The organism is Marinicella gelatinilytica, assembly GCF_026410405.1.
Classification (GTDB): Bacteria; Pseudomonadota; Gammaproteobacteria; order Xanthomonadales; family Marinicellaceae; genus Marinicella; species Marinicella gelatinilytica.
In genome coordinates, this window is record NZ_JAPMLN010000005.1 from 107,059 (window position 1) to 132,308 (window position 25,250).

The following is a 25,250-nucleotide window of genomic DNA, read 5'->3' on the forward strand; positions in this document are numbered from 1 at the left end:
ATAGAGCCGGTTATTAACCGGCTCTATGATTAAAATGCCCATCTTTTTACCAGATTTATCACAGTGCGAAGAATTCCCTTCCGTTAATAATGCTTTGAGCGAACCGGATGGTCTAATCTGTATGGGAGGTGACTTATCCCCCAAAAGATTAATAACAGCCTACCAACAGGGTATTTTTCCTTGGTATAACGAAGATGAACCAATCCTTTGGTGGTCACCTACCAATCGCATGGTATTAAAGCCAAATGAGATACATATAAGTAGAAGTCTCGTTAAAACCATTGAAAAAAACAAACCCCATTTTTATTTAAATAGACACTTTGACAAAGTCATTAAAACTTGCGCTCACATCACCAGGAAAACACCCGGAAGATGGATTCATGACGAAATGATTGATGCTTATCAGAACTTATTTAATTTAGGTTTCGCGTTTTCTATCGAAGTTGAGATAAATGGCCAGCTAGTTGGTGGCCTGTATGGCGTCAAAACCAGACGAGTTTACTGTGGTGAATCGATGTTCTCCGTAGAAAAAAATGGGTCTAAATTAGCCATGGTGGCATTATGCGCTTACCTTGAATCCATAGGCATTACGTATCTCGACTGTCAGTTATATAACCCACACTTAAAGACAATGGGTGCCCACCTAATCTCGAGAAAAGATTTTACATCCGCATTATAAAGACCCTTGAATTAATATGGGTCGGTGGGCAAAGCCAACTGTAACACTTTCTAAAGCAGCTAAAATTTCAGCAGTCACCAACAGTAGGCACCACGAGACGAGGTAGAAAATGTAGTCTGATATGCCGTTAAAAGCAAGCTTTCTAACGCCGAGTGGTGAAATTTTGACTGCCTACCAAAGCATCTACTTTTTTGTTTTAACTCGATTCACGAATAATTAAAAGGTCTCTTATAAAGATTTATTTATAATAATGTACTTAAAGGCTTGTACCTGACTTTTTTGGTAATAATACTTAATGCGGTTTTGAAGAGCGTAATGCGTGTATTTACGATGCTTTCTGTGGGCATTTTTAACAGCAACTTCTCGACCGTTATCTAGCACCGCAAGCAACTGATACTTATATGCAATCAGTTGTGAATATAGTTTTGCCTGTTCTCGGCATGTTACAGTTAAATGGCCTTTGAAAAGCAGTTCACAATTTTTAAAAATCTCATTATGACCTTCATTTAAACCAATACAAAGATGTGCAAATTCATGACGTAAAACGGCTTCGAATAGTTGGCGATAATCAGTATTTATAAATAACTGATTGATATGAATGATACCTGTTGAATCAGCCATTCCATATTTTGTTTTAGAACGGGTTAATCGATGGCCTCTCGGTAAAATTTTCCATTCATTTGATGGAACCAATAAGAACAATTCATTTAGTATTCGATGAAAAGATTCATTAATATAGGTATTTGTAATATGAGTCATGATAGAAGAAGGCTTTAGGAACGAATCATAAAGCCTTCATTAAGTATTACAAAGTTACAGATTATCAGCTTCTTTTGACAAATAATCAGCCACACCTTCAGGTGAATCCTTCATACCTTTTTGTCCTTCTTGCCAGCCAGCCGGGCAAACTTCACCATGCTCTTCATGGAAAGCCAAAGCATCAACCATACGCAACATTTCATCGACATTACGACCTAAAGGTAAATCATTGACAACCTGATGTCGCACAATATTATTTTTATCAATCAAAAATGAACCACGATAAGCAACTGCTCCATCAGGGGTTTCAACGTCATAAGCACGACATGCTTTGTGTGTAACGTCAGCAAACATGGTGTATCTGACTGGACCAATGCCACCTTTATTTATGGGCGTATTTCTCCAGGCATTGTGTGTAAATTGTGAATCAATTGATACAGAAACAACCTCAACACCTCGTTTTTTAAATTCATCCATGCGCTTATCAAAAGCAATTAATTCAGAGGGACAAACAAAGGTGAAATCTAGAGGATAAAAGAATACCACCTTTACTTTACCCTCAGTGGCCTTTCTAAAATTATAATCATCAACAATTGTCCCGTCTCCCAATACGGCTGCACCTTTTAGATTGGGTGCTTTTTTACCGACTAATACGCCCATAATGTTCTCCTGTTGTATAAGTTTAAGTTAGTTTAATGATCTGACTTTTAATCATTAACACGCTTAATGAATATGGTTATGAATTTTGTGATTTCAATAAAAAACCCCGGAAAATCCGGGGTTTTTGAAATATGGTTAAAATGTTTAAGGTCAGCAACCTGGTGGTGTAGGAGAAGTTGGGAAAGAACAAAGATCAACACCTACGAAATTGATAATTACGGATGGTGAACCTTCAGATGTTGAAATGGTACATTGACCAGTATATGCATTACCATATCCATCAAGATTAACATTAAATTCTACTTCTGAATTACCATTATTATCACTCGGAGTTATACCCTTAACTATTGACAAATTACCTCCTCCACTTGTTGAGCATTCACCAAAAAACAGTACATTCGGAAGCGGAGTTCCATTTCCATCAAAAATAGATAGTGTGCTAAATCTTCTTCCACTACCACGATGACTATTTGGTGTGGCTGTTAGATAGGTTACTCCTGGATTTCCTATAGCAATACAAACAGATGAGTCAATATCATCAACTAAGCATGATGTATTACCAGATGTGAAAATAAAACCATTATCATCACTTGCTGATACCACCCCGGATGCTTCAGCAATACCAATTGCACATCCATCTGCACCGGTGCGGTTTGTCATGGTTCCTGAACCATTAGATCCATCAATAGAACCGGTACCATTCCCACCTACATAGGCCCAATCAATAGCTGCACCCTGTATCGGATGTAAGGCCGCATCATAAAAGCACACAGATATCTGAGTTGGTTGGTTAGCAGGTATTATTCCCGGAGATGCTTGTAATATGGGTGCTAAATCAGTACCAGGTACACTAGCCGCACCAGCATACAGCATTAACTCCACATCAGTCACATCGCGAACATAGCCATTATTAACGGCACCTTTACCCTTGGCATAAATGGCCGCTATCTTACCTAATTTTGATACCGGATAATTTAATTCTGTACTGGCCACACCATTACTGTCGATGGTTGCTGTGGCATGAATATTACCATCTACTGCACGTCCAATAATATATGGGAAAATATCCAAGTCATTGACAATATTTCCGGTTAAATCATTTCTATTAAAACGTTCGCGAATAGTTAAGTTGGATTGTGACTGAACGGATAACACGGTTTCAGAACTTTCCAAATCTTCATTACCCAAAATTTCTTCACCGAATACCAATAAGGTATCATTGGGTTGAACGCCACCAGCGGCAGTTAAAAACTGGCCAGTCGGTGCATTAAATTGGCTGCCACCTTCTTGCGGGTCACCATCATCACCAGAAATAACAAACACACCCGGACCATTGTCAGGGTAGCCTGTAATCGGACTATCAATCAAACCAAATTGAATGGTTTGAGGTAAGGCAGGATTTCCGCCTTTATCAGTCGCAATGGCACTGACAGTGATAGAATACGAACCATCTAAATTAGCAATACCAGATTCATTGACGACACTGCCATCTACATGGTTAATAAATAAACTATTAAGATTAGGTGTCGTGATGTCCAAACCAAATAAAACGCCATCACTGATAACAAAACTTCGCGTGGCTGAGATTGGATCTTGAATACCATTATCGACATTATTATCAGCACGATCACTTGTGGCAGTAACAATCACCGTATTGGATTGATTGCCACTGTGTAATTTCAAGGATGCGATACCATTGCTGGTATCAATCTTGATGGACTGACCTTGAACTGTGTTGCCGTTAACATCAACGCCAGATACAAACTCACCACTGTTATTACCATCTGTGGAAATGTCAATCATGACATTATTAAAGCCATTGGGGTCAGGAACGGGCTGACCCGAGGAGGACACATTAACTTGAATGATTTGAGATTGTGGTCCACCTGAACCATTAATGTAGTTACTACCTGATCCTTGTAATTGTATGGAGTCAGGGAATTCAACACCACCAGATCGAACTTCAATTTCTAATTGTTGAGTGATTTCAGCGCCGGTAAAAGGATCTAAGGCACTAACCGTTACTGTGGCGATTCCAGGTTGGTCGGCCCAGATAAATATGGTACCCTTGCCGGCAACCATATCAACAGGTGCACTGCCCATTAACACAAAAATCTCGTTAACATCTTCTGTTTCTGGATCATCCAATGTTGAGAAAGCGGCTACCGTGACGGGATTGATGGAAACACCCACTGTGGATTCTTCACCACCGGGATTTGTGAAATGACCTAAAGGATCTCTAAAACTAATAACAGCTTCAGTCATATAGGCAGTTCCGAAAGCTTGCTCAGGACTTAAATTGAAAACATTGGCCGGCAAGGTGGTTTTTGCCGCTTCCACGGTTAACCGATCAAAAGGTTCAGGCCCTTCTGTCACTGTAAACTGAATAGACGCATTGGATGTTCTGTTGGTTTGCGGGTCAACAGCAGATGCTGATAAACTGACTGTGCCACTTTCAGAACCACCATGAATAAAAAATGTGGCTTCACCACCTGCAGATTCGTTAAAAATTGAACCAAACATGGTGGTGAACTCATTAACATCTGTGGTTTCAGGGTCATCCAAAGTAGAAATTGGCGCCACATTAACATTAGATGTTCTGAGCTGTATTTCAGTTCCGTTTGGAATCGCTGTACCATTGTCATAAGTAACCCGAACATTTAGCTGCGTCATAAACGGCGAACCAGACATGATTGGGAAATTATTTGTATTGGCCGGTATTGAATTTTTAACCGGAGTTAATGTGATTTTCAAATTCTTAGCCGCAGGTCCGGTGGACGTTCCGCCGCTATTACTACTGCCACCACAAGCGCTTAACACAAAAGCAAACCACGCGAGAAGTAAAAACTGTTTGGTATATCTAAACATAATTAACCTATTATTTTTAAATTATAAACTTTCTTTAATGATTGTTGGCGTTACAAAAATCAGTAACTCAGCCTTATCATCTTGGACTGCTTTATTTCTAAATAAAGCCCCTAACCCCGGAATATCACCTAATACCGGTACTTTAGAACGCGTGGTTCTTCTTACTTGCTCATAAATACCACCAAGCACGACAGTTTGGCCATTACTAACCAAAACACGGGTCTGAACTGAACGGGTATCTATGGACGGTACACTGCCACCCAAGGCTGTGGAAACTTCTTGACCAATGGCATCTTGCTTAACACTCAGTGTTAAATCAACCCGATCATCCGGCGTAATTAACGGTGTCACTTCTAAAGATAAAGTGGCATCTTTAAATTGAATCGAGGTGGCACCACTTGATGTTGCCTCTTCATAAGGAATCTGAACACCCTGTTGAATGACTGCTTGGGTTTGATTGGCAGTAATCACACGTGGAGATGAAATTACTTCACCACGATCTTCTGATTCCAAAGCTGATAATTCAAGATCTAATAAATAATCAGCTGCTAAGATACTCATGGCCCAACGGCCTGCAGATGAAGCCGCTGCCGGCAAATTAACGTTTAAGCGTTCTCCCATCGGTGGACCGGCAATGGGGGAAGATAACTCGTCATCAGGTGTAACCGTCGGTAAGCCAGATCCACTTGGTGAATTATAACGATTGACTAAAGCTGCATTGTTCATACGATCTAAGGCAGCTGCACTGCCTCCGGTACTAATAATATTACCGTAACGATCTTCATGAGAGCCTGTGACACCGAAGCGTACACCCAATTCATCACCAAATTTCTCCGAGGCAACCACGATACGTGATTCAATTTGCACCTGTTGCACTGACCGATCCAAGGTTTCAACAAGGTTTTGAATGACACGCAAACGATCAGGAACATCAGTAACTAACAAGGTGTTTGTACGCTCATCAAAAGCCACAGAGCCACGGTCAGATAAGAGCTTATTACCACCTGATCCACCGCCACCTTGACCGGCTGATTCTCCATTAATCAAATTAGCTAAATCTTCCGCCTTAGCGTAATTGACTTGAATGAAAATATTATCTAAGGGCTCTAATTCTTGTTTTTTGCTAAAAGCTTCCATTTTCTTTTGCTCTAATTCAGCAATTTCACTGGCTGGAGCCACCCATATAACATCACCACGGCGCCTTTGATCTAATTGTTTACTGCGCAATACAATATCAAGAGCCTGATCCCATGGCACATTATTAAGACGTAAGGTCACACTGCCTTGCACACTATCTGCAACAACAATATTAAGCTGTGAAGCATCCGCGATCAATTGTAACAGTGATCTCACAGCGATATCTTGGAAATTAAATGAAACCAAATGACCGTTGTATTCAATTTCATCCTCTAATAAACGTGACTTACTTTCTGTATCGACTTGTTTTTCAGAAATTTCAACCGTGTATCTGTTGCCGGTTTGATAAGCCATTTTATCGAAAGCACCTTTTGCTTCCAGTTCAATTTTGACATCACTACCACGCTGCCTGGCATCAACATATTTAACGGGGGTTGCAAAATCGATGACATCCATTTTTAGATCCAATGATTCTTCTAAATTGGCATTGGCAATTTCAATAACGACTTTATCCATGTTCTCAGAGATATTAATGATGGCATTGGGATCAGTTAAACCTAATTGCACAACCGCCTGACCATCTTCTCCTCGCCGAAAATCAATGTCATTAATCACAACTGCTTGTTGACGGCTTTGTTGAACATAACGATCACCTGGCATCACCGTAACAACGACAACATTGTTTTCTGTTTTGATGGAATGCTCAGAAGGGCCCGTTAAATCAATAACTGCACGGGTCTTACTGCCTGCAGAAACAATCCGTAAACCTTTGGCTTGTCCAATGCCAATACTTTGATTATCCATATCACTGTTGTTTTTGGTGTTTTCAAAATCCAAAGCGAGCCTCGGCGGCAGATTGGTACTAAACACTTTGGGCTCAGCAACCGGACCGGAAAACTCAAAACTGATTTCTACCACACCATTTTCACCGGAGCTAAGACTGACGTCTTCTATGGCAGATTGGGCATTGGCTTGGCTTACAAGAAAACACATAACCAAACACACAATTAAAAATTTTGTCGTGGTTGAGTTAAAAATTTGCATATTCATAAAATTACTCTCAATTACTCTTCTTTTAAAGCAATAGCTGCAGATTGTTCACGCCATGCCCCTAACCCATCATTAATCCATTCTTTTATTTGGATTTCACTCTCACTGATGGCAACAACTTCACCATAATTATGGCCCAAATAATGACCGACGGAAACCCGATGTATGGTGCCATCTGGATCTTCAACCAACGCCCAATAATCTTCTTTCTGTTGGTAGGTTCCGACCATTACTAAACTATCCAAAGGATATGTTTCTAAATACTCTTTACGCCGTGTTAAATCTGGACCCTCGCCATCTTCAGATTGCATAATCTGCTGATCACCTTCATTATTATCAGCCACTTCTAAGTCATTGCTAAAAGGGTCTCGCAAACCATTTTCATGGTATTCAAACACCACCTGTGGCTTTATCTCGGGTAATGGCTCTATGGGTTTAACAGGTTTAGATTTTTGTCTGTCAATGAACTCATTTAAGTCATCCAAACTATTTTGACAGCCTGCCAAAAATGTCACCATAATTAATAAATAAACTATTTTCATTGGCCACCCCCCGTTGAATCTGTCTGGGTTTGCATTTCATTGTCATCTAAGTAACGGTAGGTTTTGGCAGTACCTTCTAAAATCAGTCGTCCACCTTGTGTTGCTTCTCCAATGGGCTTTAATGAAATGTCGTGCATGGTTAAAATAACCACACGAGGTAATGAAGCGACGCCACTGACAAAGTTACCGAACTGGTGGTAATTACCTTTCATTCTCAAAGTAATGGGCTTTTCTGCATAAAACCCCTTTAAGGTTTCAGCACCGGGTTCAAATAATTCATTTTCAATGCCGCTGGCTAACGCCGTCTGAGAAACATCAACTATCAGATCGGACATTTCATTTTTACTTGGCAACTGACGTAACATGGATTGCAAAATAATTTCCATCTCCTTCAATTGCGCTTCATAGGCTTCTAATTGCGCGGCTTTTTGATATTTAACTTCATAGGTGTTTTTCAGATCAACTTCAGTGCGTTGTAGGCTTTTGAGATTTTCTTGTTTGGCTTTAATAGAAAACCAATAACCAGCTGCCAAGATAACCACAGCCACTAAAACCACTGCTCCGATTTTGATACTTTTAGACCAACCACCCGGATTGCTGTAATCTAAGCTTTGTAAATCATCAATAAAACTCATGATTTCACCTCCTCAACCGTTTCATCCTTCATATTTGGATTCACGAGTTTTACACTTAGTTTAAATTTTTGCTCATGCGAAACCAGCGTATTATCAGTTCTAATATAGTCCAAATCTACGTTACTAAACCATTCCGACTTGTCGAGTTTTCTCATATAATCAGAGACCCTCGAATGGGACTGAGAATACCCCTCCAGAGAAATGGTCTTACCCTGTTGTGTTATTTTCTCTAAAAAAACACCGTTGGGGATGGTTTTAACCAACTCATCAAATAAGTGAACCATTTGAGTGCGGCTGGCTTGCAGTTCTTCTATCACTTGCTGGCGGGCAATTAAGCCGGCTTTTTTAGATTCCAACTCTTTGATTTTTGCTATTTTTTGATCAAGCACTTGGATTTCACTGGTCATAAATGCATTGCGCTTATTCTGAAATTCCAAACTTTGATTATAAAAATAAAAAGCCAAAGCAAACAGTAATAGCGCCACGCCTGCCGAGACCCCAAGCATAATATAAAACTCTTTGGTGAGCTGTTGACGTCGCTCTTCGCGCCATGGAAGTAAGTTAATCTTTACCATATTAGTCAAAATTCCTCATTGCCAAACCAACTACAGACATCATAGCCGGTGAGTCCGCCTCCAAGGCTTCCTTTTTAACCTTTGAAGAGACATTAAACGTCGCCACTGAATCCACAATGGCCGTGGGCACACCAATTTGTTCTTCCACTAAAATATCCAAATCGGGTATCGCGGCACATCCACCACCTAACAATATCCGGTCTACATTCCCGAATTCTGTGGCTGAAAAGAAAAACTGTAATGCTCTACTAACTTGTTGTACAACAGTATCTTTAAATCCTTGCAAGACTTCAGATTCATAACTATCAGGCAATCCGCCTTGTCTTTTAGCCAAACCGGCTTCTTCATAAGACAGGCCGTATCGTTGCATAATTTCTTCCGTTAATTGACTACCGCCAAATGCCTGTTCTCGACTATAAATACCGGTACTTTTGTGCATTGCATGCATGGTTGTGGTGGTGGCGCCAATATCGAACAATGCCACCACTTCTTCGTCTTCAATACCATATTTATCTTTTATTTGATTAAAGCAACGTTCAATGGCAAAAGCTTCCACATCCACCACTTCCAATGGGATACCTGCTCCACCAAAGGCTTCAATTAAAATATCTACGTTCTCGGAGCGAGAACTGGCAATTAAGACATTATTGAGCTCAGGATTGTTTTCAGCCGGCCCTAAAACACAAAAATCCAAACTAACTTCTTCGATGGGATACGGTATATATTGTGTGGCATCTTGTTCCAGCTGAATTTCCAGATCCTCTTCTGTCAATTCAGCAGGCATTTGAATGATTTTCGTGATAACGGCAGACCCTGAAACGGCTGTTGCTGCGCCAATGTTTTTAATGCCCGCACGACTGAATGCTTTGCTAATGGCTGCTGATACCAAGTCAACTTCCGCAATACTGTTATCTGAAACCGCATTAGCAGGCAGCGGCTCAACGGCATAACGTTCAACTTTAATATTGTCTTGGTTCCCGGATAGTTGCAACACTTTAACCGCAGAAGAACTGAGGTCAACGCCAACCAATTGAACTTTTTTACGACCTAATAATTGCAAAATAATCTCTCTCTTTACCCGTTAAATACATTGTCAAAATGCTTTATTATCCAAGTGCCCATAAGACCATGTTACATAATCTGTTTTTGTGGCACCTTTCACATTTTGTTAACTTACTTTACTTTTTTTAAGAAGCCATTGCAAGAATAACCTTTAAACCACTGAAAAATCAAGACATAATTATATTTTTAATGTGAAAAATTAGTGTTTTTATCTTAATTTCCCGTAAAAACAGCTTGGTTTTTTAATTAATGATTAACCCAAAATTAACCGTCAATTAACCTATAAACCACCAATAAATCGTTGATTTAGAATTAATTTACTACCATTTGAATTCGCTGTTGAAGATAGTTGGCGCACTGACCAAAATGGTGGGCCCGGTAGGACTTGAACCTACGACCAATGGATTATGAGTCCACTGCTCTAACCAGCTGAGCTACGGGCCCGTTTTTGGGATTTGGCATTATAACCGAAACTTAGAGGCTGAATAAAACATAAAATGTTTTTTTTCAGACAATACTGCACTTAAGCCAAAAGGCTTTGATAATAACCATGCATCAATTCAGCTGATCGCTTTAAATCATGCAATGAGCGGTTATTAACAATAATGTCGTCGGCAAGTAATAACCGTTGATCACGAGTCATTTGCGACGCCATCATTTTATCAGCAAGTTTCCAATCAATGCCATCACGCTGCTGTAATCGTTTGTTTTGCACTTTTGGGCATACGTCTATCACCAAAATCCGTTCAAAATATGGATATTGATTATCTTTTGTTAACAGTGGAATCACCACCAAAACAATGCCTTGTGACGTTTGCTCAATGTGACTTTTAATTGTTTGCGAAATAAGAGGATGAGTGATGTCATTTAAATCCTTTAAAGCGCGCGGATCATTAAAGACAATATTTCTCAGTATGTCTCTATTTAACTCACCATCAGGCTGCATGACTTCATCACCAAATCGCTCAAATACAGATTGCCAGCCGGTGGTATCTTTGGCCACCACTTGGCGAGCCACCAGATCTGCATCAACCACAGTACTTCCTAAATCCTTAAACGTATCCGACACTTGAGTTTTGCCGGATGCAATACCGCCAGTCAAAACAATAACAAGTTTACTCATTAAGGCAGGTACCAATTAAGTAACGTATCACCAAAAATAAGACTTGCGAATATGCCGATGGATAAATAAGGTCCAAAAGGAATTTTAGCCTCACCTTGTTTAAGCAAGCGTTGAATCAAAGCAATTACCAAGCCACTCACTGAAGCCAGAATTAGTACCACAATAAGACTGTCAAATCCCAACCATGCACCGCCGGCAGCCAATAACTTAAAGTCCCCGTAACCCATGCCTTCTTTGCCTGTCAGAATTTTAAAAACATGAAACAACAACCATAAAGACAAATACCCAACTAAGGCGCCGATAATAGCTTGTTGTGGCGTGACAAATACCTCAAATAAACTAAAAAACAAGCCGAACCACAATAAACTTAAACTCAGTTGATCAGGTATCAAAAATGTATCTAAGTCAATGAAGGTGATGACAACCAGAAAAAACAGCAACATTGAAGCAGCCACAAAAGGCAAGCCCCAACCAAAATAATAGGCTAAAAACCCCATGAAAAGACCTGTCAACGACTCCACTAAGGGATAGCGTATCGCTATGGGTTTTTGACAATAAAAACAATGTCCACGTAAAAAAAGATAACTAAATAATGGAATATTTTGCCATGCAGATAACTGTTTTTTACAGTGCGGACAATGTGAACGATCGAACGTTATACTGGGAGGTGGTTTTTGGTTAAATGGCTGGTCATTTAATTCAGCACATTCCTGCTGCCAACCATATTTTAGTATGGGAGGTAGCCGGTAAATCACCACATTCAAAAAGCTGCCAACAAGCAACCCAACCAATAATGCAAAAGCAACAAATAATAACGGGTGTTCGTTCAAAGCCTGAACAATGCTCGTAAACATTAAAAGACCGATGCCATTTTAAAGATGGGCAGATACATAGCAACAACCATGACCCCTACTAAGCCACCAACCAAAACCATAATAATGGGTTCCAATAAGCTGCTTAAGGCATCCACCGCATTGGAAACTTCTTGCTCGTAATAATCAGCGACCTTCGCTAACATGGCATCTAAATTACCTGATTCTTCACCGATTGACGCCATTTGAATGACCATATGAGGGAAAACATTGGTTTGACTCATGGCCAGCTGCAACTGATGACCTGTAGATACATCTTCTTTTATTTCCAGTACCGCGTCTCTGAAAACGACATTCCCTACCGCACCTGAGACCGTTTGTAATCCTTCTACCAAAGGCACACCGGCGGCAAAAGTCGTTGATAAAGTTCTGGAAAAACGCGCCACTGCGGCATCATATAAAATACCACCGACTATGGGTATTTTTAACGCCAATCGATCCAAGGCATGGGCAAATTTAAGCGAACGTTTTTTGAAATAAATAAAACCGAAAATAACTCCACCGACAACCAATAAAAACTTCCACCAATTGGCCTGCATATAATGGGAAGCATTCACAACCATCAGCGTTAACCCCGGTAAATCAGCCCCGAAACTGGTGAACATATCCTGGAATTGCGGCACCACTTTAACCAATAACAAAATGGTTACGCCAATGGCCACAAATAATACGGCTGCCGGATAGAACATGGCTTTTTTAATTTTGCCTTTGATTTCTTCAGTCCGTTCTTTATAGGTGGCAATGGTGTCTAATAATTCGTCCAAAACACCAGCCTTTTCACCAGCCGCCACTAAGTTACAATACAACTCATCAAAGTACACCGGATGCTTGCCCAGTGATTCAGATAACGATGAACCGGATTGGATTTCGGTTTTCACCTCACCGACTAGTTTGGCCATACGTGGATTTGACTGGCCGCCTTCGATAATTTCAAAGGCCTGTACCATCGGCACCCCAGACTCCATCATGGTCGCCAGCTGCCGTGAAAACAAGGCGATATCCTGAGCTTTAATAGATTTGCCACTACTAAATAATGACTTACGTTTTTTGTAGATTTTCTTTACCTGAATACCTTGACGGCGTAATTCATTTTTTGCCAAGGTGCTTGATTTTGCTTTTTGTTCACCTTTAAGTGTTTTGCCGGTTTTATTGACACCTTTCCACTCAAAGGTTTGCAGTTCATCTAATTTTCTTACTTTTGCCATAATCTTAATCCACTGTTACCCGATTGGCCTCAACCAAATCGGTAATACCGTTTTTGACTTTTAACAAGGCTGATTTTCTTAAATTTGAAACACCGTCCTTACCCGCTTGTTCGGCGATGTCCATAGAATTCCCACCCGATAAAATAATTTTCTTAATGTTTTCAGTCATAGGCATGACCTCGTAAATACCCACTCGCCCTTTATAGCCCTCATTACATTTAGGACAACCCACTGTGTCAAATATCTGGGCATCTTTCAGGTCTTCATCAGTAAACCCTGCTTCCAACAAAGTATCTCGTGGCAACTCAGTGGGTTTTTTGCAATTATCACAAAGACGCCTTGCTAATCGCTGAGCAATCACTAATGACACGGCTGAAACGATGTTAAAAGGTGCCACACCCATATTAGCTAAACGCGCAATGGTATCTGGCGCACTGTTTGTGTGTAATGTTGACAAAACCATATGACCGGTCTGCGCAGCTTTAATAGCAATTTCCGCGGTTTCCAAATCACGAATCTCACCCACCATAATGACATCAGGGTCTTGTCGTAAAAATGAACGCAACGCCGCTGAGAAGGTCATGCCTTTTTTGGCATTTTGTTGAACCTGATTAATGCCATTAACACGAATCTCAACCGGATCTTCTGCCGTAGAAATGTTGCGACCATCCGTGTTTAAGATATTAAGTGCGGTATATAAGGAAACCGTTTTACCACTACCGGTTGGTCCGGTAACAAGCACCATACCGTAAGGTTTAACAATGGCATCCAAAAAAAGCTTTTTCTGATCTTCTTCATAACCCAATTTATCAATGCCCATTTGTGCTGCTGAGGCATCCAGTATCCGCATCACCACTTTCTCACCAAACAAAGTCGGACAAGTACTTAAACGAAAATCAATGGATTTTCCCTTGCCTAAATTCAATTTAACACGACCGTCTTGAGGTACCCGCTTTTCAGCAATATCCAAATGCGCCAACACTTTTAAACGAGAAGACACTTGATTAGATATGCTTTTTGGCGGTTTAATCATGGTTGTTAACATACCGTCTATTCGATAACGAACCCGATAATTTTTTTCATAAGGTTCAAAATGAATATCAGATGCCCCTCGTTTAATGGCATCAAGCAAGACACTATTAATGAGCTTAACTGCCGGAGAATCAGAACGATCAGCGCTGTCATCATCATCCTCACTTTCATCAGGCCTATCTTCAAACTCTAAATTATCTAAACCTTCTTCATCAAACTCATCCATCATTGAAGATGAATCTTTGAGCAATTCCTCAATACTTGCAGACAATAAGTCTTGTCTGACCAGTATAGGTTCAACCGTTAAATTGGTATGAAACCTCACTTCGTCCTGCGCCCGTGAATTGGTAGGATCTGCTAAACCGATAAAAATTCGCTTACCACGCAGAAATAGCGGGATAACTTGATGTTTTTCAATCAGGTTTTCTGAGATGACGCCCTTGGGCGCTTCTGACAAATCAAAACTGGAAATATCCAAATAAGGCACGCCATATTCTTTTGACGCAGCGTCAGCCAAGTCCTCAGGATTAACCAATTGATTTTCTACCAAATAGGTAAATAAGGGGATTTTTTTCTTTTTGGCCGCATCATTGGCTTCAGCGGCATCTTCCATAGACATCACTTCAGCTTGCACTAAACGACGCAACGCACCACTCACCATGGATTTAGATGTAGCAATATTCATTATTTAAAAGGAGGTTGTATAAACTTCATAGGCTTAATACTTTACCCGAAATTATCAATCATTGACAACTATTTAGCATCATGTTTTAAGAAAACAGTCAAACAACAACTAAGCCATGACCAATCTAAATTATCTCACCACCGTTTAGTCTCGATAAAATGCCAGTTTATGGGCATTTTAATACCAACAATGAGAACGCTTTCACATAATCAGATTTTCATATAAGATCATATTTATACCAGTTCATCGACTTATTCATCCCCAATAAAACGGTATTGTGTAATTTAAGCCCCAAAAGCCATCTTTTTTCCGTTAAAATACCCCGCCAATCTTAACCATAAACGCAGGATATAATCTTATGAATTTCCACGAATATCAGGCAAAAGATTTATTTGCCCAATATGACATTCCGGTGCCCAAAGGTACTGCCGTTAAAACCGCAGAAGATGCCGTGGCTGTTGCCAAGGCGATGGATGCCACTCAATGGATGGTTAAAGCCCAGGTCCATGCCGGTGGACGCGGCAAAGCCGGCGGTGTTAAATTCGCCAAAAGCTTAGATGAGGTCAAACAATACGCTACCGACATGCTAGGTATGGAAATTAAAACCTACCAAACCGGCGGCATGGCCTTACCGGTCAATGAAGTTCTTATTACGGAAGCGGCCAACATTGAAAGTGAACTGTATTTAAGCTTACTGGTTGATCGTGCCAACAAATGTTTGTCATTTGTAGCCTCTGCCGAAGGGGGCGTGGAAATTGAAGAGGTGGCAAAAACCAATCCTGAAAAAATCCACACGCTTAATGTGGATAACACGGAAGAATTGTGGCCTTATGCTTGTCGCAAAATCGGTTTTGCCATGGGCTTAAACAAAAAACAGGTTTTTCAATTAACTCATATCATGATGCAAATGCACAAAATGTTTCATGATTTGGATTTATCTTTGATTGAGATCAACCCGTTAATTATTGACGATAACCAAAACGTGGTGGCTTTAGACGCCAAAATTAATTCTGATGACAATGCAGAATATCGCCAGAAAGACTTGGCCAAATTACGCGACCTCAGCCAGGAAGATCCGGCCGAAGCCAAAGCCCATGAGCACGAGTTAAACTACATTAAACTCGATGGCGATATTGCCTGTATGGTTAATGGTGCCGGCTTGGCCATGGCCACCATGGATGTCATTAAACTGAAAGGCGGTGAACCAGCTAATTTCTTAGATGTAGGTGGTGGTGCCACTGCTGAGCGGGTCGCCATTGCTTTTAAAATTATTTTATCAGACCCCAATGTGAAATCTATTTTGGTCAATATCTTTGGCGGTATCGTGCGCTGCGACCTGATTGCCAACGGCATTATCACCGCCATTAAAGAAGTTGGTGTTGAAGTGCCGATTGTGGTGAGACTGGAAGGCACCAATGTTGATGCCGGCAAGCAAATTTTAGAAGACAGTGGACTGGCTGTAATTTCTGCCAGTGATTTAGATGACGCAGCCAACAAAGCTGTAGAAGCGGTAGGAGCATAATCATGAGCGTATTAGTGAATAAACAAACCAAATTAATCGTCCAAGGATTTACCGGTTCCCAAGGCACTTTTCACAGTGAACAAGCCATCGATTACGGCACCAATTTAGTTGGCGGTGTAACCCCGGGTAAAGGCGGTACTAAACATCTGGATCGCCCGGTATTTAACACAGTCGCCGAGGGTGTTGCCGAAACCGGCGCCAACGCTTCGGTCATTTTTGTACCACCACCGTTCGCCGCCGACGCCATCTTAGAAGCCATCGATGCCGGCATTAAGCTGATTGTTACAATCACTGAAGGTATTCCAGTACTGGATATGATGCGGGTTCGTGCGGTGCTTGATCAGCACCCTGATGTGTATATGATTGGCCCAAACTGCCCAGGTGTCATTACCCCGGGTGAATGTAAAATCGGTATTATGCCGGGCCCAATTCATCAACCCGGCCGTATTGGCATTGTGTCTCGCTCAGGTACCTTAACTTATGAAGCCGTTCATCAGACCACGCAAGCCGGCTTAGGTCAGTCAACCTGTATTGGCATTGGTGGTGACCCAATTCAAGGCACCAACTTTATTGATTGTTTAAAACTGTTCCAGGAAGATGATCAAACTGACGGTATCATTATGGTTGGTGAGATTGGTGGCTCGGCTGAAGAAGAAGCCGCTGAATTTATTAAAGACCATGTGACTAAACCTGTGGTTTCATACATTGCCGGCGTCACCGCACCTGAAGGTAAACGTATGGGCCATGCCGGCGCCATCGTTGCCGGCGGTAAAGGTACTGCGCAGGCCAAATATGAAGCCTTAGAAGCGGCCGGTGTTACCACTGTTAAATCACCCACATTCTTAGGCGAAACCATTAAAGACTTATTGTCTTAATAACTTAAACTAAGCTTAAAAGCCCACGGTTTTCACCGTGGGTTTTTTTATGAGCTCATAAAAATTATCAGACTGGCTTTGCATTTAGTGAAGTTTTAACAAAACTCGTGTTATGATAATTGTGTAACTCAACATTTAACGGGAGAACAGGTATGACAATCAAAAAACACATTGGATACACACTTATAATTGGTTTTTTAATGACTTTTAGCAGCCTATTAATGGCTGAACAAGTGGTCATTCAGGGTGATCATGAGCTTCATTACAACACCTTCCCTTCGACCTTTCTGTCTAAGGAAATTGCCAACACCTATCAAATTACCCGCTCTAAAAACCGTGGTATTTTGAGTATCTCAGTGATGGACAAAAGTGGTGAAGAGCCCAAAGCGGTGGAGGCCGACATCACCATTGAAGCCAAAAATCTTGTCCACCAAAGCAAAGACATCAAACTGATTAAAATTGTCGAGCAAGATGAGGCCATTTATTATCTGGGTACTTTTGCCTTAAATAACGAAGAAAATGTTAATTTTTCTATCGAAGCGAAACCAACAGGTTCAAACACTTTATTTCAAGTTAAGTTTAGCCGCGAATTTTTCACTGACTGAATGAGACAAATTACATGCGTTTAATGAAAGGTTTGGCCACTGCCACGATTTGTATGGTGTCTTGTGTAGTCTTCACCGCTGAAGATAACAGTTTAACCATCTATTCATCAACGGTCGGTTATAACATTAATCAAAACCAACACATTCAAGCACAACAAATCCCGGGATTTGCGGTGGTTAAACAGCAGAAAAACATGGCTTTTCAAAAAGGCCGTTTTGAGCTGGTCTATGATGATGTAACGGCCCATATTGATCCCACCACTGTTACCTTCAGCACCCCCGACAATCCGGATGCGGCAGTGGTATTAGATCAAAACTATCAATACGATTTAGTCGGCAGCGACAGCCTGTTGCAAAAATACATTGATAAATCCATCGCAGTGAGTTTTGATAAAGGCGGTGAGCCCAGCCGTATCAGCGGTCGCCTGCTGAGCACCCAAGGTGGTTTGATCATTCAAAAAGATGACGGTTCATTGATAACTTTACACAACTGGTCTGAAATCAGTTTCCCACAGTTGCCGGGTGGCTTATTAACCAAACCAACACTGGTCTGGCTGTTAGACTCAAACATCCAAAAAGAGCAATTGGTTGCCATCAGTTACCAAACGGCAGGCATGACCTGGTGGGCCGACTACATACTGGAATTAGACCGGGAAAAAGATTGCCAATTTGATTTAAGCGCCTGGGTATCCATTATTAATCAATCAGGAAAGAGCTTTGATAATTATGGACTCAAATTGGTGGCAGGCGATGTCAACCAAGCAGCCAACAAAGTTCAAGTCAGCGGAAGCCGTTACAGAGCACCCTATATGGAAAGCGACCAAAGCTTTCAGGAAGAAAGTGTCTTTGAATACCACCAATATACACTACCGCGCCGAGTTGATTTACCGCAAAATTCAACCAAACAAATCCGGTTATTTGCGCCACAAAAACCAATTCATTGTGAACAAAAACTGGTCTTTGACCCCTTAAATAATCAGCGCTTCAATACCACAAGACCCATTCAGGACGCTGGTTATCTAAGTTATCTCAATCAACAAAAAACACCTGTGGCGGCCCAAATTCATTTTAAAAATACCCAAAAAAACAATCTTGGCATGGCCATGCCGGCAGGCCGCATTCGGGTAAATCAAGTGGATTCAGATGGCCATTTGACCTTTATAGGTGCCGATCAAATTGGCCACACCGCCAACAACCAAACAGTTTCGCTCACTCTGGGTAATTCTTTTGATGTCAATGGCGAACGCCGCCAAACAAACATCGTCTTAGGTAACCGCCAAATCCATGAAAGCTTTGAAATCAAACTCACCAATGGCAAGAAAACAGCAGAACATGTCACAGTTAAAGAACATCTTTATCGCTGGAGTAACTGGGAAATCACTGAGCAAAGCCATGATTACAATAAAACCGATGCCAACAGCATCGAATTCAATGTCAAAGTACCTGCTGAAGGTGAAACCATTTTAAAATATACGGTATTTTATAGCTGGCCAAAATTCAATGATTGATTAATGTCATTACCCACAAATGACAATTATTGTAAACTGTGAGTCTCTTCACAACTATTTGACAAATAGACGTCTAAACTCAATTAAGACGTTAAAGCTTGGTATATGACAATGAACGATAGAAAAGATAACAAACCTTATAAAGACAATAAAAATATCGTTAACATCCAGAACAACCCAGAAGCTAACTTGGGTCAAATTTTACCTAAAATTCATAAAATTTTTATCACCGGCTTAAAGCCCAGTATCCAGAAATACTTTGATAAATTGGATGACACCTTGTTTGACATGGCGGAAAAAGCTGAAACCAATGACATGCAAACCCAGTATTTCGAAGCCATGCGTACTGTTCGTAAAAAGAAAGAACTGATGGTGCGTAAGTTTTCTGACAACATTCAACATGCTTTCAAACAATTCAAAAAAGGTGATTATCAGTACATTAAAAACCAAGACAGCGATGACAACTTGACTTCTGAGGACGGTCTGTCTTTAGTCGAAGAAAAGGAGTTAGATAAAAAATTGGCTGTAACCAACCTTATCGACAAATCCAATACCTATTTTCACAAGCAATTGTATGCCTTAGAAAAACGTTTTACTTTATTAGCAGGCGGTACAGATTTAAAACTAAGTCAGATTCCGGTATCACCCTACGTTATTGTCCATGCTTTTGCCGCACCACTGGATTTGCTTAATATTGAAGTCAATACCTTATTGATTATTATTAAATTGTACGAACGCAGCCTAATCGAAAACTTGACAAAACCGTATGAAGACATCAACCAGTATTTGATTAGCCAAGGCATTTATCCTGACATTAAGTTCAAGCTACCCGGTCAACAATCGACAGGTGCTTCGTCATATCGCCCCAGTGAGCAATCGCAAACACATCAGTACGAGCAACAACAAACTCAAATGCCTCAAACACGGCGCTATGAAAATCAAGCAGCCATTGACGATCATACTTTTCAAACCATTCTATCAGCACTGAATGAACGACATCAGGGCAGCACAACACCGACTGCAGTGTATGACTCATCCGTCATTAATTCAGCCTTAGGTTTGTTACAGTCACACGAATTGCAACAAATGAATGCCGGTGGTTCGGCTTTAAGTCCGAAGCAGATAAAACAAGTTCTTATCCAACGGTTACAAGAATTAGACGTGGAAGGCGGCGAACAACGCAATGTCAACAAAAGTGATGAGGACACCATTGATTTAATAAGTATGCTCTTTGAATTTCTGGTAGAGGATCGCAATCTGCCGGCTCAGATTCAAGTGCTGTTATCTCGATTACAAATACCATACCTGCATATTGCTTTAAAAGACCGTAAGCTATTTTCAAATAAAAATGACAATGCCAGAAAATTACTTGATGTTCTGGCCAAGGCATCAATCGGATGGACTGAAGAAAGCGATCGAAACAAACACTTTATCAATAAGATAGAAAGTATCGTGCAGCATATTCTTGAACACCAACAAGATGACATAGACTTTCCATCTGTTATTGAAGACTTTCAGGAATTTGATGCCAAAAATAAGAAAAAAACCAAAGTCATCGAAAAACGTACTTATGAAAAAGCGCTTGGTGAAGAACGTATTTTTAATGCCAAAGCAAAAACAGCAGAAATTTTAGAATCCAAAATGCAGAATTATCAGTTACCCAAACAGGTCACTGATTTGTTATTAACACCTTGGGCTAATGTTTTAACGCTGATCCATTTGCGACACCATGATGAACCTGATGTCATTGAACCTTATGTTAAGTTTGTCGATAAACTCATATTTGTTTCAGTTAAAGATAAAAAGAAACAAGCCACCAAAGCCCAAGTAAGCCACGTATGTGACTTTTTAAGTAATGGTTTAAGGTTAGTCGCCTTTGATGAGCGAAACGTCAAGCAAAAAACCTCTGACTTGTATCAACTGTTACTTGAAATTAATGCCTTAGAAGAAGCCAGCGATCAAGATCATGAGTTTGTACTACCCCAAGAGGCTTTTAGCGTTAAAGAAGATGAGGACGATCAGCCGGAAATTGTTCACTTTATTGCTAACAAGAAAATCAATGACCAAGCCCGAAGTATTGAGCATATTGAAGATCAACATTTTACAGAGGCCGAGGCGTTAATAGTTGGTGATTGGATTGAATTTGTTGATGCTGATGCAGACGGAAACATCCGTGCAAAGCTGTCTTGGATAAGCCCGATTAGTCATAAACGATTATTCGTCAATGCCCGCGGTATAAAAGTAACTGACAAAAGTGTAGATGAAATTGCTCATGACTTTCGTACTGGCAATGCCCATAAACTTGATCAAGTCCCCTTATTTGACCGCGCTATGAACGCCATAGCCGATAAGGTTGAAGATAAATCAGACTCTGATGAAGCCATTAATGATGAAAAATGAATTTGAATTACATCAATAAGCTGGCTTCATAGGTGTTTTGCATCAATGTCGCCACGGTCATAGGGCCAATACCACCGGGAACCGGAGTAATCCAAGACGCTTTGTTCTTCGCCACGTCATAATCCACATCACCTGACAAAGTCCCATCGGGTAAGCGATTAATTCCAATATCAATCACTATGGCACCTTGTTTAATCCACGCAGCATCAACCACATTGGGATTACCCACTGCCACGCAGAGGATATCTGCTTGGCTCACATGGTGCGCGAGGTCATGAGTAAAACGGTGACAACTGGTCACAGTGGCACCGGCAAATAACATTTCTAATAGCAAAGGCCGACCAACTATATTCGAGGCACCCACAATCACACAATGTTGACCTTTGGGGTCAATGTCGTAATGATGCAATAAAGTAATCACACCACGTGGCGTACAAGGTCGTAACCCTGGCTGGCGGAGAGCCAAACGACCCACATTGATGGCATGAAAACCGTCCACATCTTTATTGGGATTAATGCGATTAGTGACTTCTGTTTCGTCAATGTGTTCAGGTAGCGGCAATTGCACCAAGATACCATGTACTTTTGGGTCGTTATTTAACTCGTCAATTAAGTTATACAATGCCACAGCCGAAGTCTGACGAGGTAAATGATAAGATTTTGAGATGATACCGGTGCGTTCGCAAGCTTTAATTTTGTGGTTGACATAGACCGCAGATGCTTCATCATTACCCACCAAAACCACGGCCAATCCGGGTGCATCAAAACCGGCCTCGATCCGTTTATTTATTTGCTCTGTCAGTGATTTCTGTAACGCCAGGGAGACTTTCTTTCCGTCTAAGATTTGTGCAATGTTTGACATGGTCTTTACTGTGGCTAAAAAACATGCGCATTTTAGCATCACCAAGAAAAATTAACAGTTTAAAGCGCTATTTTGGGTGTTTGTTACTACGTCTTGAAGGAAATTCTGATTTCTTTTTGGTTTTATCAGCAAAAGGATTGCGTCCAGCTTTGAATTGAAGGACCAAAGGAATGCCTTTTAAATCAAAAGCGTCACGAAATGTATTTTCTAAATAACGCTTATAAGAGTCAGGCAATTTATCCACACGTTTACCATGAATGATAATTCGCATTGGGTGGTGACCACCGGGATGGGCATATTTTAACTGGGAACTAAGACCTTGGACCAATGGCGGCTGGTGGGCTTTATATGCTTCATTCAGCACATTGGTGAGCTGGTTAGCAGTCAACTCCATATTGGCGCGCTCTAATAACAATGCCACCCGTTCCATAACATGGCGCAAACCAGAACCATGTAATGCGGAGGTATAAACCCGTGGTAACCATTGAAAAGCTTGTAATTTATGATTTAGCCGACTTTTTACCTGCTGCTTATGATCCTCACTTAAATGATCCCACTTATTTATGACCAATAACACAGGTTTAGCGTGATACACAGCCAATCCGATTAAATGCATATCTTGATCAGTGATACTCTCAGTGGCATCAATTAATAATAAACAAACTTGTGCGTGCTTGATGGCGTCAATGGTTTTGATAATACTAAACTTTTCAATACCTTCGCCAATTTTAGATCGTCGTCTGACACCGGCAGTATCAATTAAAGTATATCGATTGTCTTCCCAAACTAACGGCAGATGTATGCTGTCACGGGTGGTACCCGGCAAATCATAAGCCAACACCCGATTTTCCCCTAATAAACGATTAACCAATGTGGATTTACCGACATTCGGGCGCCCTATAATCGCCAAACCAGGACCAAAATCAGTTGTGGTTTCAGATTGTTTATTTTGTTGTTTTAAAAAACCAGTTAACTTCTCTTTTAATTCAGCTATACCTCTGCGATGAGCGGTACTCATGGCATGCATGGTCTCGATTCCTAATTGATAAAAATCAGCCAAAGCCATATCGGGATCTTTATTTTCTGATTTATTAACCAATACCCAAATTGGCTTACCTAAGGATCTGATGCGATTAAGAATTGCTTCATCATCACCCAACAGACCATCTTTGGCGCTGACCACAAATAACAGCAAATCGGCTTCTTCAACCGCTTGCATGATTTGATCATCCATGAGTTCGGTGAGCTCACCCTCATCACCCAGCATACCGCCGGTATCAACCAACGTAGCAGTGATATCTTGTAAGCTAATCTCACCATACTGACGATCACGTGTGAGTCCAGGCAAATCAGCCACCAAGGCATCACGGGTATCAGTCAGGGTATTAAAAAGCATCGATTTCCCCACATTAGGGCGGCCGACGATGGTGATGACAGCTGACATATAACTGTAGGTTATTCGCTGTAGCGGAAAGCACTTAACGTGCCATCTTTATTATAAGTATAGATGGTGTTTCCATCAACAACCGGGGCACCATAAAAACCACTCTTACCAAACTGTTTACGATTGAGCATTTTACCGGTAAATGCATCAATGACATGAACATAGCCTGCAAAATCAGTAATCAACAAATCACCCAGATAGAAGGCCGGACGACTGAGTTCTCTATTTTTAAAATCTTCAATCACCCAACCCAGTTCCCCATTGGAACGATCGATTTGACGAACTATGGATTCATTATCAGCCAAGTAAATAAAGCGTCGTGACACTGTCACTCCGGTATTGCTGCCATGGTTATTACGCCATAATAATTGACCTGATTCTGTGGCCACTGCCAAGGTTTTATTCGCGGCACTGCTGACGTACAAATCTGTGGCCACCACGCCCATGTCACCATCAATATCAGACAGTCGATCAATTTCAGTTTTACCTTGGTTATTGACCACATTTTGTTGCCACATCACTTGGCCATCTAAAATATTAAGTGCCACCACATCGCCGCCATCTAAACCCACATATAAGCGACCACCTTTTGATAATGGGGTGCCGGTACCTCGTAAGGTTAAATTAGGGACTTCACTACTATAAAGCCATTGACGCTCACCATTGCTGATATTTAATCCATAAATACGTCCATCCATCGAACGAACAATGACGCGATTACGATCAATAACCGGAGGGCTCAGTACTTCGGAACTGACTTGTTTCTGCCATATTGTTGAACCCGAATCCGCATCTAATGCAGTGACCTGGCCATCTGGCCCGGCGACCACCACTAAGGTGTCACTGACACCGGGGCCGGCACTGATAACATGATCAACATTTGTTTTCCAATCTAACTGGCCATTATCAGCACCATAACGGTAAACGCCACCATTTACATCAGCCGTAAATAGTGCTTTATTGAGGGGTGCAGGACGGAGCTGATAGCCATAAGCATCTTTTGATGATTTTAATTTCTTCTGCCATAATAGCTTGAAAGAACCCGTCTCTGTAAAATCAGTTAATTCGTTGGGTTTTATCTCATCTTTTTTTGAGCCACAAGCTGTTAAAAACAGGATTAAAATAAATAGTATCAGTCGCATATACACCT

At 41.0% G+C, this 25,250-nt stretch carries 21 protein-coding genes and 1 tRNA gene; 6 read left to right on the forward strand and 16 right to left on the reverse strand.

All coding sequences use genetic code 11. The annotated features are described in order from the left end of the window. Positions 1-25 precede the first annotated feature (25 nt). A complete protein-coding gene (aat, locus tag OS173_RS04770) occupies positions 26-679 on the forward strand; it encodes a leucyl/phenylalanyl-tRNA--protein transferase (RefSeq protein ID WP_267183131.1) in 654 nt (217 codons plus the stop codon). Between the two features lie 228 nt (positions 680-907). On the opposite strand, the gene OS173_RS04775 is transcribed toward aat, so the two are convergent. The 13 genes from OS173_RS04775 to pilB form a co-directional block, all read right to left on the reverse strand. Further along, a complete protein-coding gene (locus OS173_RS04775; protein WP_267183132.1) occupies positions 908-1,438 on the reverse strand; it encodes a hypothetical protein in 531 nt (176 codons plus the stop codon). 54 nt (positions 1,439-1,492) lie between these two features. Continuing rightward, on the reverse strand, positions 1,493-2,098 hold the full coding sequence (locus tag OS173_RS04780; RefSeq protein WP_267183133.1) for a peroxiredoxin: 606 nt from the start codon (positions 2,096-2,098) through the stop codon (positions 1,493-1,495). A gap of 150 nt (positions 2,099-2,248) precedes the next feature. After that, positions 2,249-4,966, reverse strand: coding sequence for a hypothetical protein (locus tag OS173_RS04785; RefSeq protein WP_267183134.1), 2,718 nt, complete (start codon positions 4,964-4,966; stop codon positions 2,249-2,251). A gap of 21 nt (positions 4,967-4,987) precedes the next feature. Further along, positions 4,988-7,096 (reverse strand): type IV pilus secretin PilQ, encoded by a 2,109-nt coding sequence (pilQ, locus tag OS173_RS04790; protein ID WP_267183135.1) that lies wholly within the window; start codon positions 7,094-7,096, stop codon positions 4,988-4,990. A 71-nt stretch (positions 7,097-7,167) separates the two neighbouring features. Beyond that, on the reverse strand, positions 7,168-7,695 hold the full coding sequence (locus tag OS173_RS04795) for a pilus assembly protein PilP (RefSeq protein WP_267183136.1): 528 nt from the start codon (positions 7,693-7,695) through the stop codon (positions 7,168-7,170). Continuing rightward, on the reverse strand, positions 7,692-8,330 hold the full coding sequence (locus OS173_RS04800) for a type IV pilus inner membrane component PilO (RefSeq protein ID WP_267183137.1): 639 nt from the start codon (positions 8,328-8,330) through the stop codon (positions 7,692-7,694). Before OS173_RS04800 ends, OS173_RS04795 begins: the two co-directional genes overlap by 4 nt. Further along, on the reverse strand, positions 8,327-8,905 hold the full coding sequence (locus OS173_RS04805) for a PilN domain-containing protein (protein ID WP_267183138.1): 579 nt from the start codon (positions 8,903-8,905) through the stop codon (positions 8,327-8,329). Before OS173_RS04805 ends, OS173_RS04800 begins: the two co-directional genes overlap by 4 nt. Position 8,906: 1 nt before the next feature. Then, complete coding sequence (pilM, locus tag OS173_RS04810; RefSeq protein ID WP_323373171.1) at positions 8,907-9,965, reverse strand: type IV pilus assembly protein PilM; 1,059 nt, start codon at positions 9,963-9,965, stop codon at positions 8,907-8,909. A gap of 369 nt (positions 9,966-10,334) precedes the next feature. Then, a tRNA-Ile gene (locus OS173_RS04815) sits at positions 10,335-10,411 on the reverse strand. Positions 10,412-10,490: 79 nt separating this feature from the next. Further along, positions 10,491-11,090 (reverse strand): dephospho-CoA kinase, encoded by a 600-nt coding sequence (coaE, locus tag OS173_RS04820; RefSeq protein ID WP_267183139.1) that lies wholly within the window; start codon positions 11,088-11,090, stop codon positions 10,491-10,493. Further along, positions 11,090-11,944, reverse strand: coding sequence for a prepilin peptidase (locus OS173_RS04825; RefSeq protein ID WP_267183140.1), 855 nt, complete (start codon positions 11,942-11,944; stop codon positions 11,090-11,092). Before OS173_RS04825 ends, coaE begins: the two co-directional genes overlap by 1 nt. After that, entirely contained in the window at positions 11,944-13,167 is a 1,224-nt protein-coding gene (locus OS173_RS04830; RefSeq protein ID WP_267183141.1) for a type II secretion system F family protein, read from the reverse strand. The genes OS173_RS04825 and OS173_RS04830 overlap by 1 nt, the downstream gene beginning before the upstream one ends. 4 nt (positions 13,168-13,171) lie before the next feature. Further along, positions 13,172-14,884, reverse strand: coding sequence for a type IV-A pilus assembly ATPase PilB (pilB, locus tag OS173_RS04835; protein ID WP_267183142.1), 1,713 nt, complete (start codon positions 14,882-14,884; stop codon positions 13,172-13,174). Positions 14,885-15,242: 358 nt separating this feature from the next. On the opposite strand from pilB, the gene sucC reads away from it, so the two are divergent. From sucC to OS173_RS04860, 5 genes are all read left to right on the forward strand, one after another. Next, on the forward strand, positions 15,243-16,406 hold the full coding sequence (sucC, locus tag OS173_RS04840; protein WP_267183143.1) for an ADP-forming succinate--CoA ligase subunit beta: 1,164 nt from the start codon (positions 15,243-15,245) through the stop codon (positions 16,404-16,406). A gap of 2 nt (positions 16,407-16,408) precedes the next feature. Then, positions 16,409-17,281, forward strand: a complete 873-nt coding sequence (sucD, locus tag OS173_RS04845) for a succinate--CoA ligase subunit alpha (RefSeq protein ID WP_267183144.1) — start codon at positions 16,409-16,411, stop codon at positions 17,279-17,281. Between the two features lie 152 nt (positions 17,282-17,433). Then, the gene (locus OS173_RS04850) at positions 17,434-17,886 is read left to right on the forward strand and encodes a DUF4426 domain-containing protein (protein WP_267183145.1); all 453 of its coding nucleotides are present in this window, start codon (positions 17,434-17,436) and stop codon (positions 17,884-17,886) included. 14 nt (positions 17,887-17,900) lie between these two features. Then, complete coding sequence (locus tag OS173_RS04855) at positions 17,901-19,394, forward strand: DUF4139 domain-containing protein (RefSeq protein WP_267183146.1); 1,494 nt, start codon at positions 17,901-17,903, stop codon at positions 19,392-19,394. Between the two features lie 111 nt (positions 19,395-19,505). Beyond that, positions 19,506-21,794, forward strand: a complete 2,289-nt coding sequence (locus OS173_RS04860) for a DUF1631 domain-containing protein (RefSeq protein ID WP_267183147.1) — start codon at positions 19,506-19,508, stop codon at positions 21,792-21,794. 7 nt (positions 21,795-21,801) lie between these two features. Here OS173_RS04860 and folD read toward each other — a convergent pair whose 3' ends face one another. The 3 genes from folD to bamB all read right to left on the reverse strand — a co-directional run bounded on the left by folD (position 21,802) and on the right by bamB (position 25,242). Then, positions 21,802-22,656: a bifunctional methylenetetrahydrofolate dehydrogenase/methenyltetrahydrofolate cyclohydrolase FolD gene (gene folD / locus OS173_RS04865; RefSeq protein WP_267183148.1), complete on the reverse strand. Its 855-nt coding sequence runs from the start codon at positions 22,654-22,656 to the stop codon at positions 21,802-21,804. Positions 22,657-22,723: 67 nt separating this feature from the next. Further along, complete coding sequence (gene der / locus OS173_RS04870; RefSeq protein WP_267183149.1) at positions 22,724-24,100, reverse strand: ribosome biogenesis GTPase Der; 1,377 nt, start codon at positions 24,098-24,100, stop codon at positions 22,724-22,726. A gap of 11 nt (positions 24,101-24,111) precedes the next feature. Continuing rightward, positions 24,112-25,242 (reverse strand): outer membrane protein assembly factor BamB, encoded by a 1,131-nt coding sequence (bamB, locus tag OS173_RS04875; RefSeq protein ID WP_267183150.1) that lies wholly within the window; start codon positions 25,240-25,242, stop codon positions 24,112-24,114. Positions 25,243-25,250 lie beyond the last annotated feature (8 nt).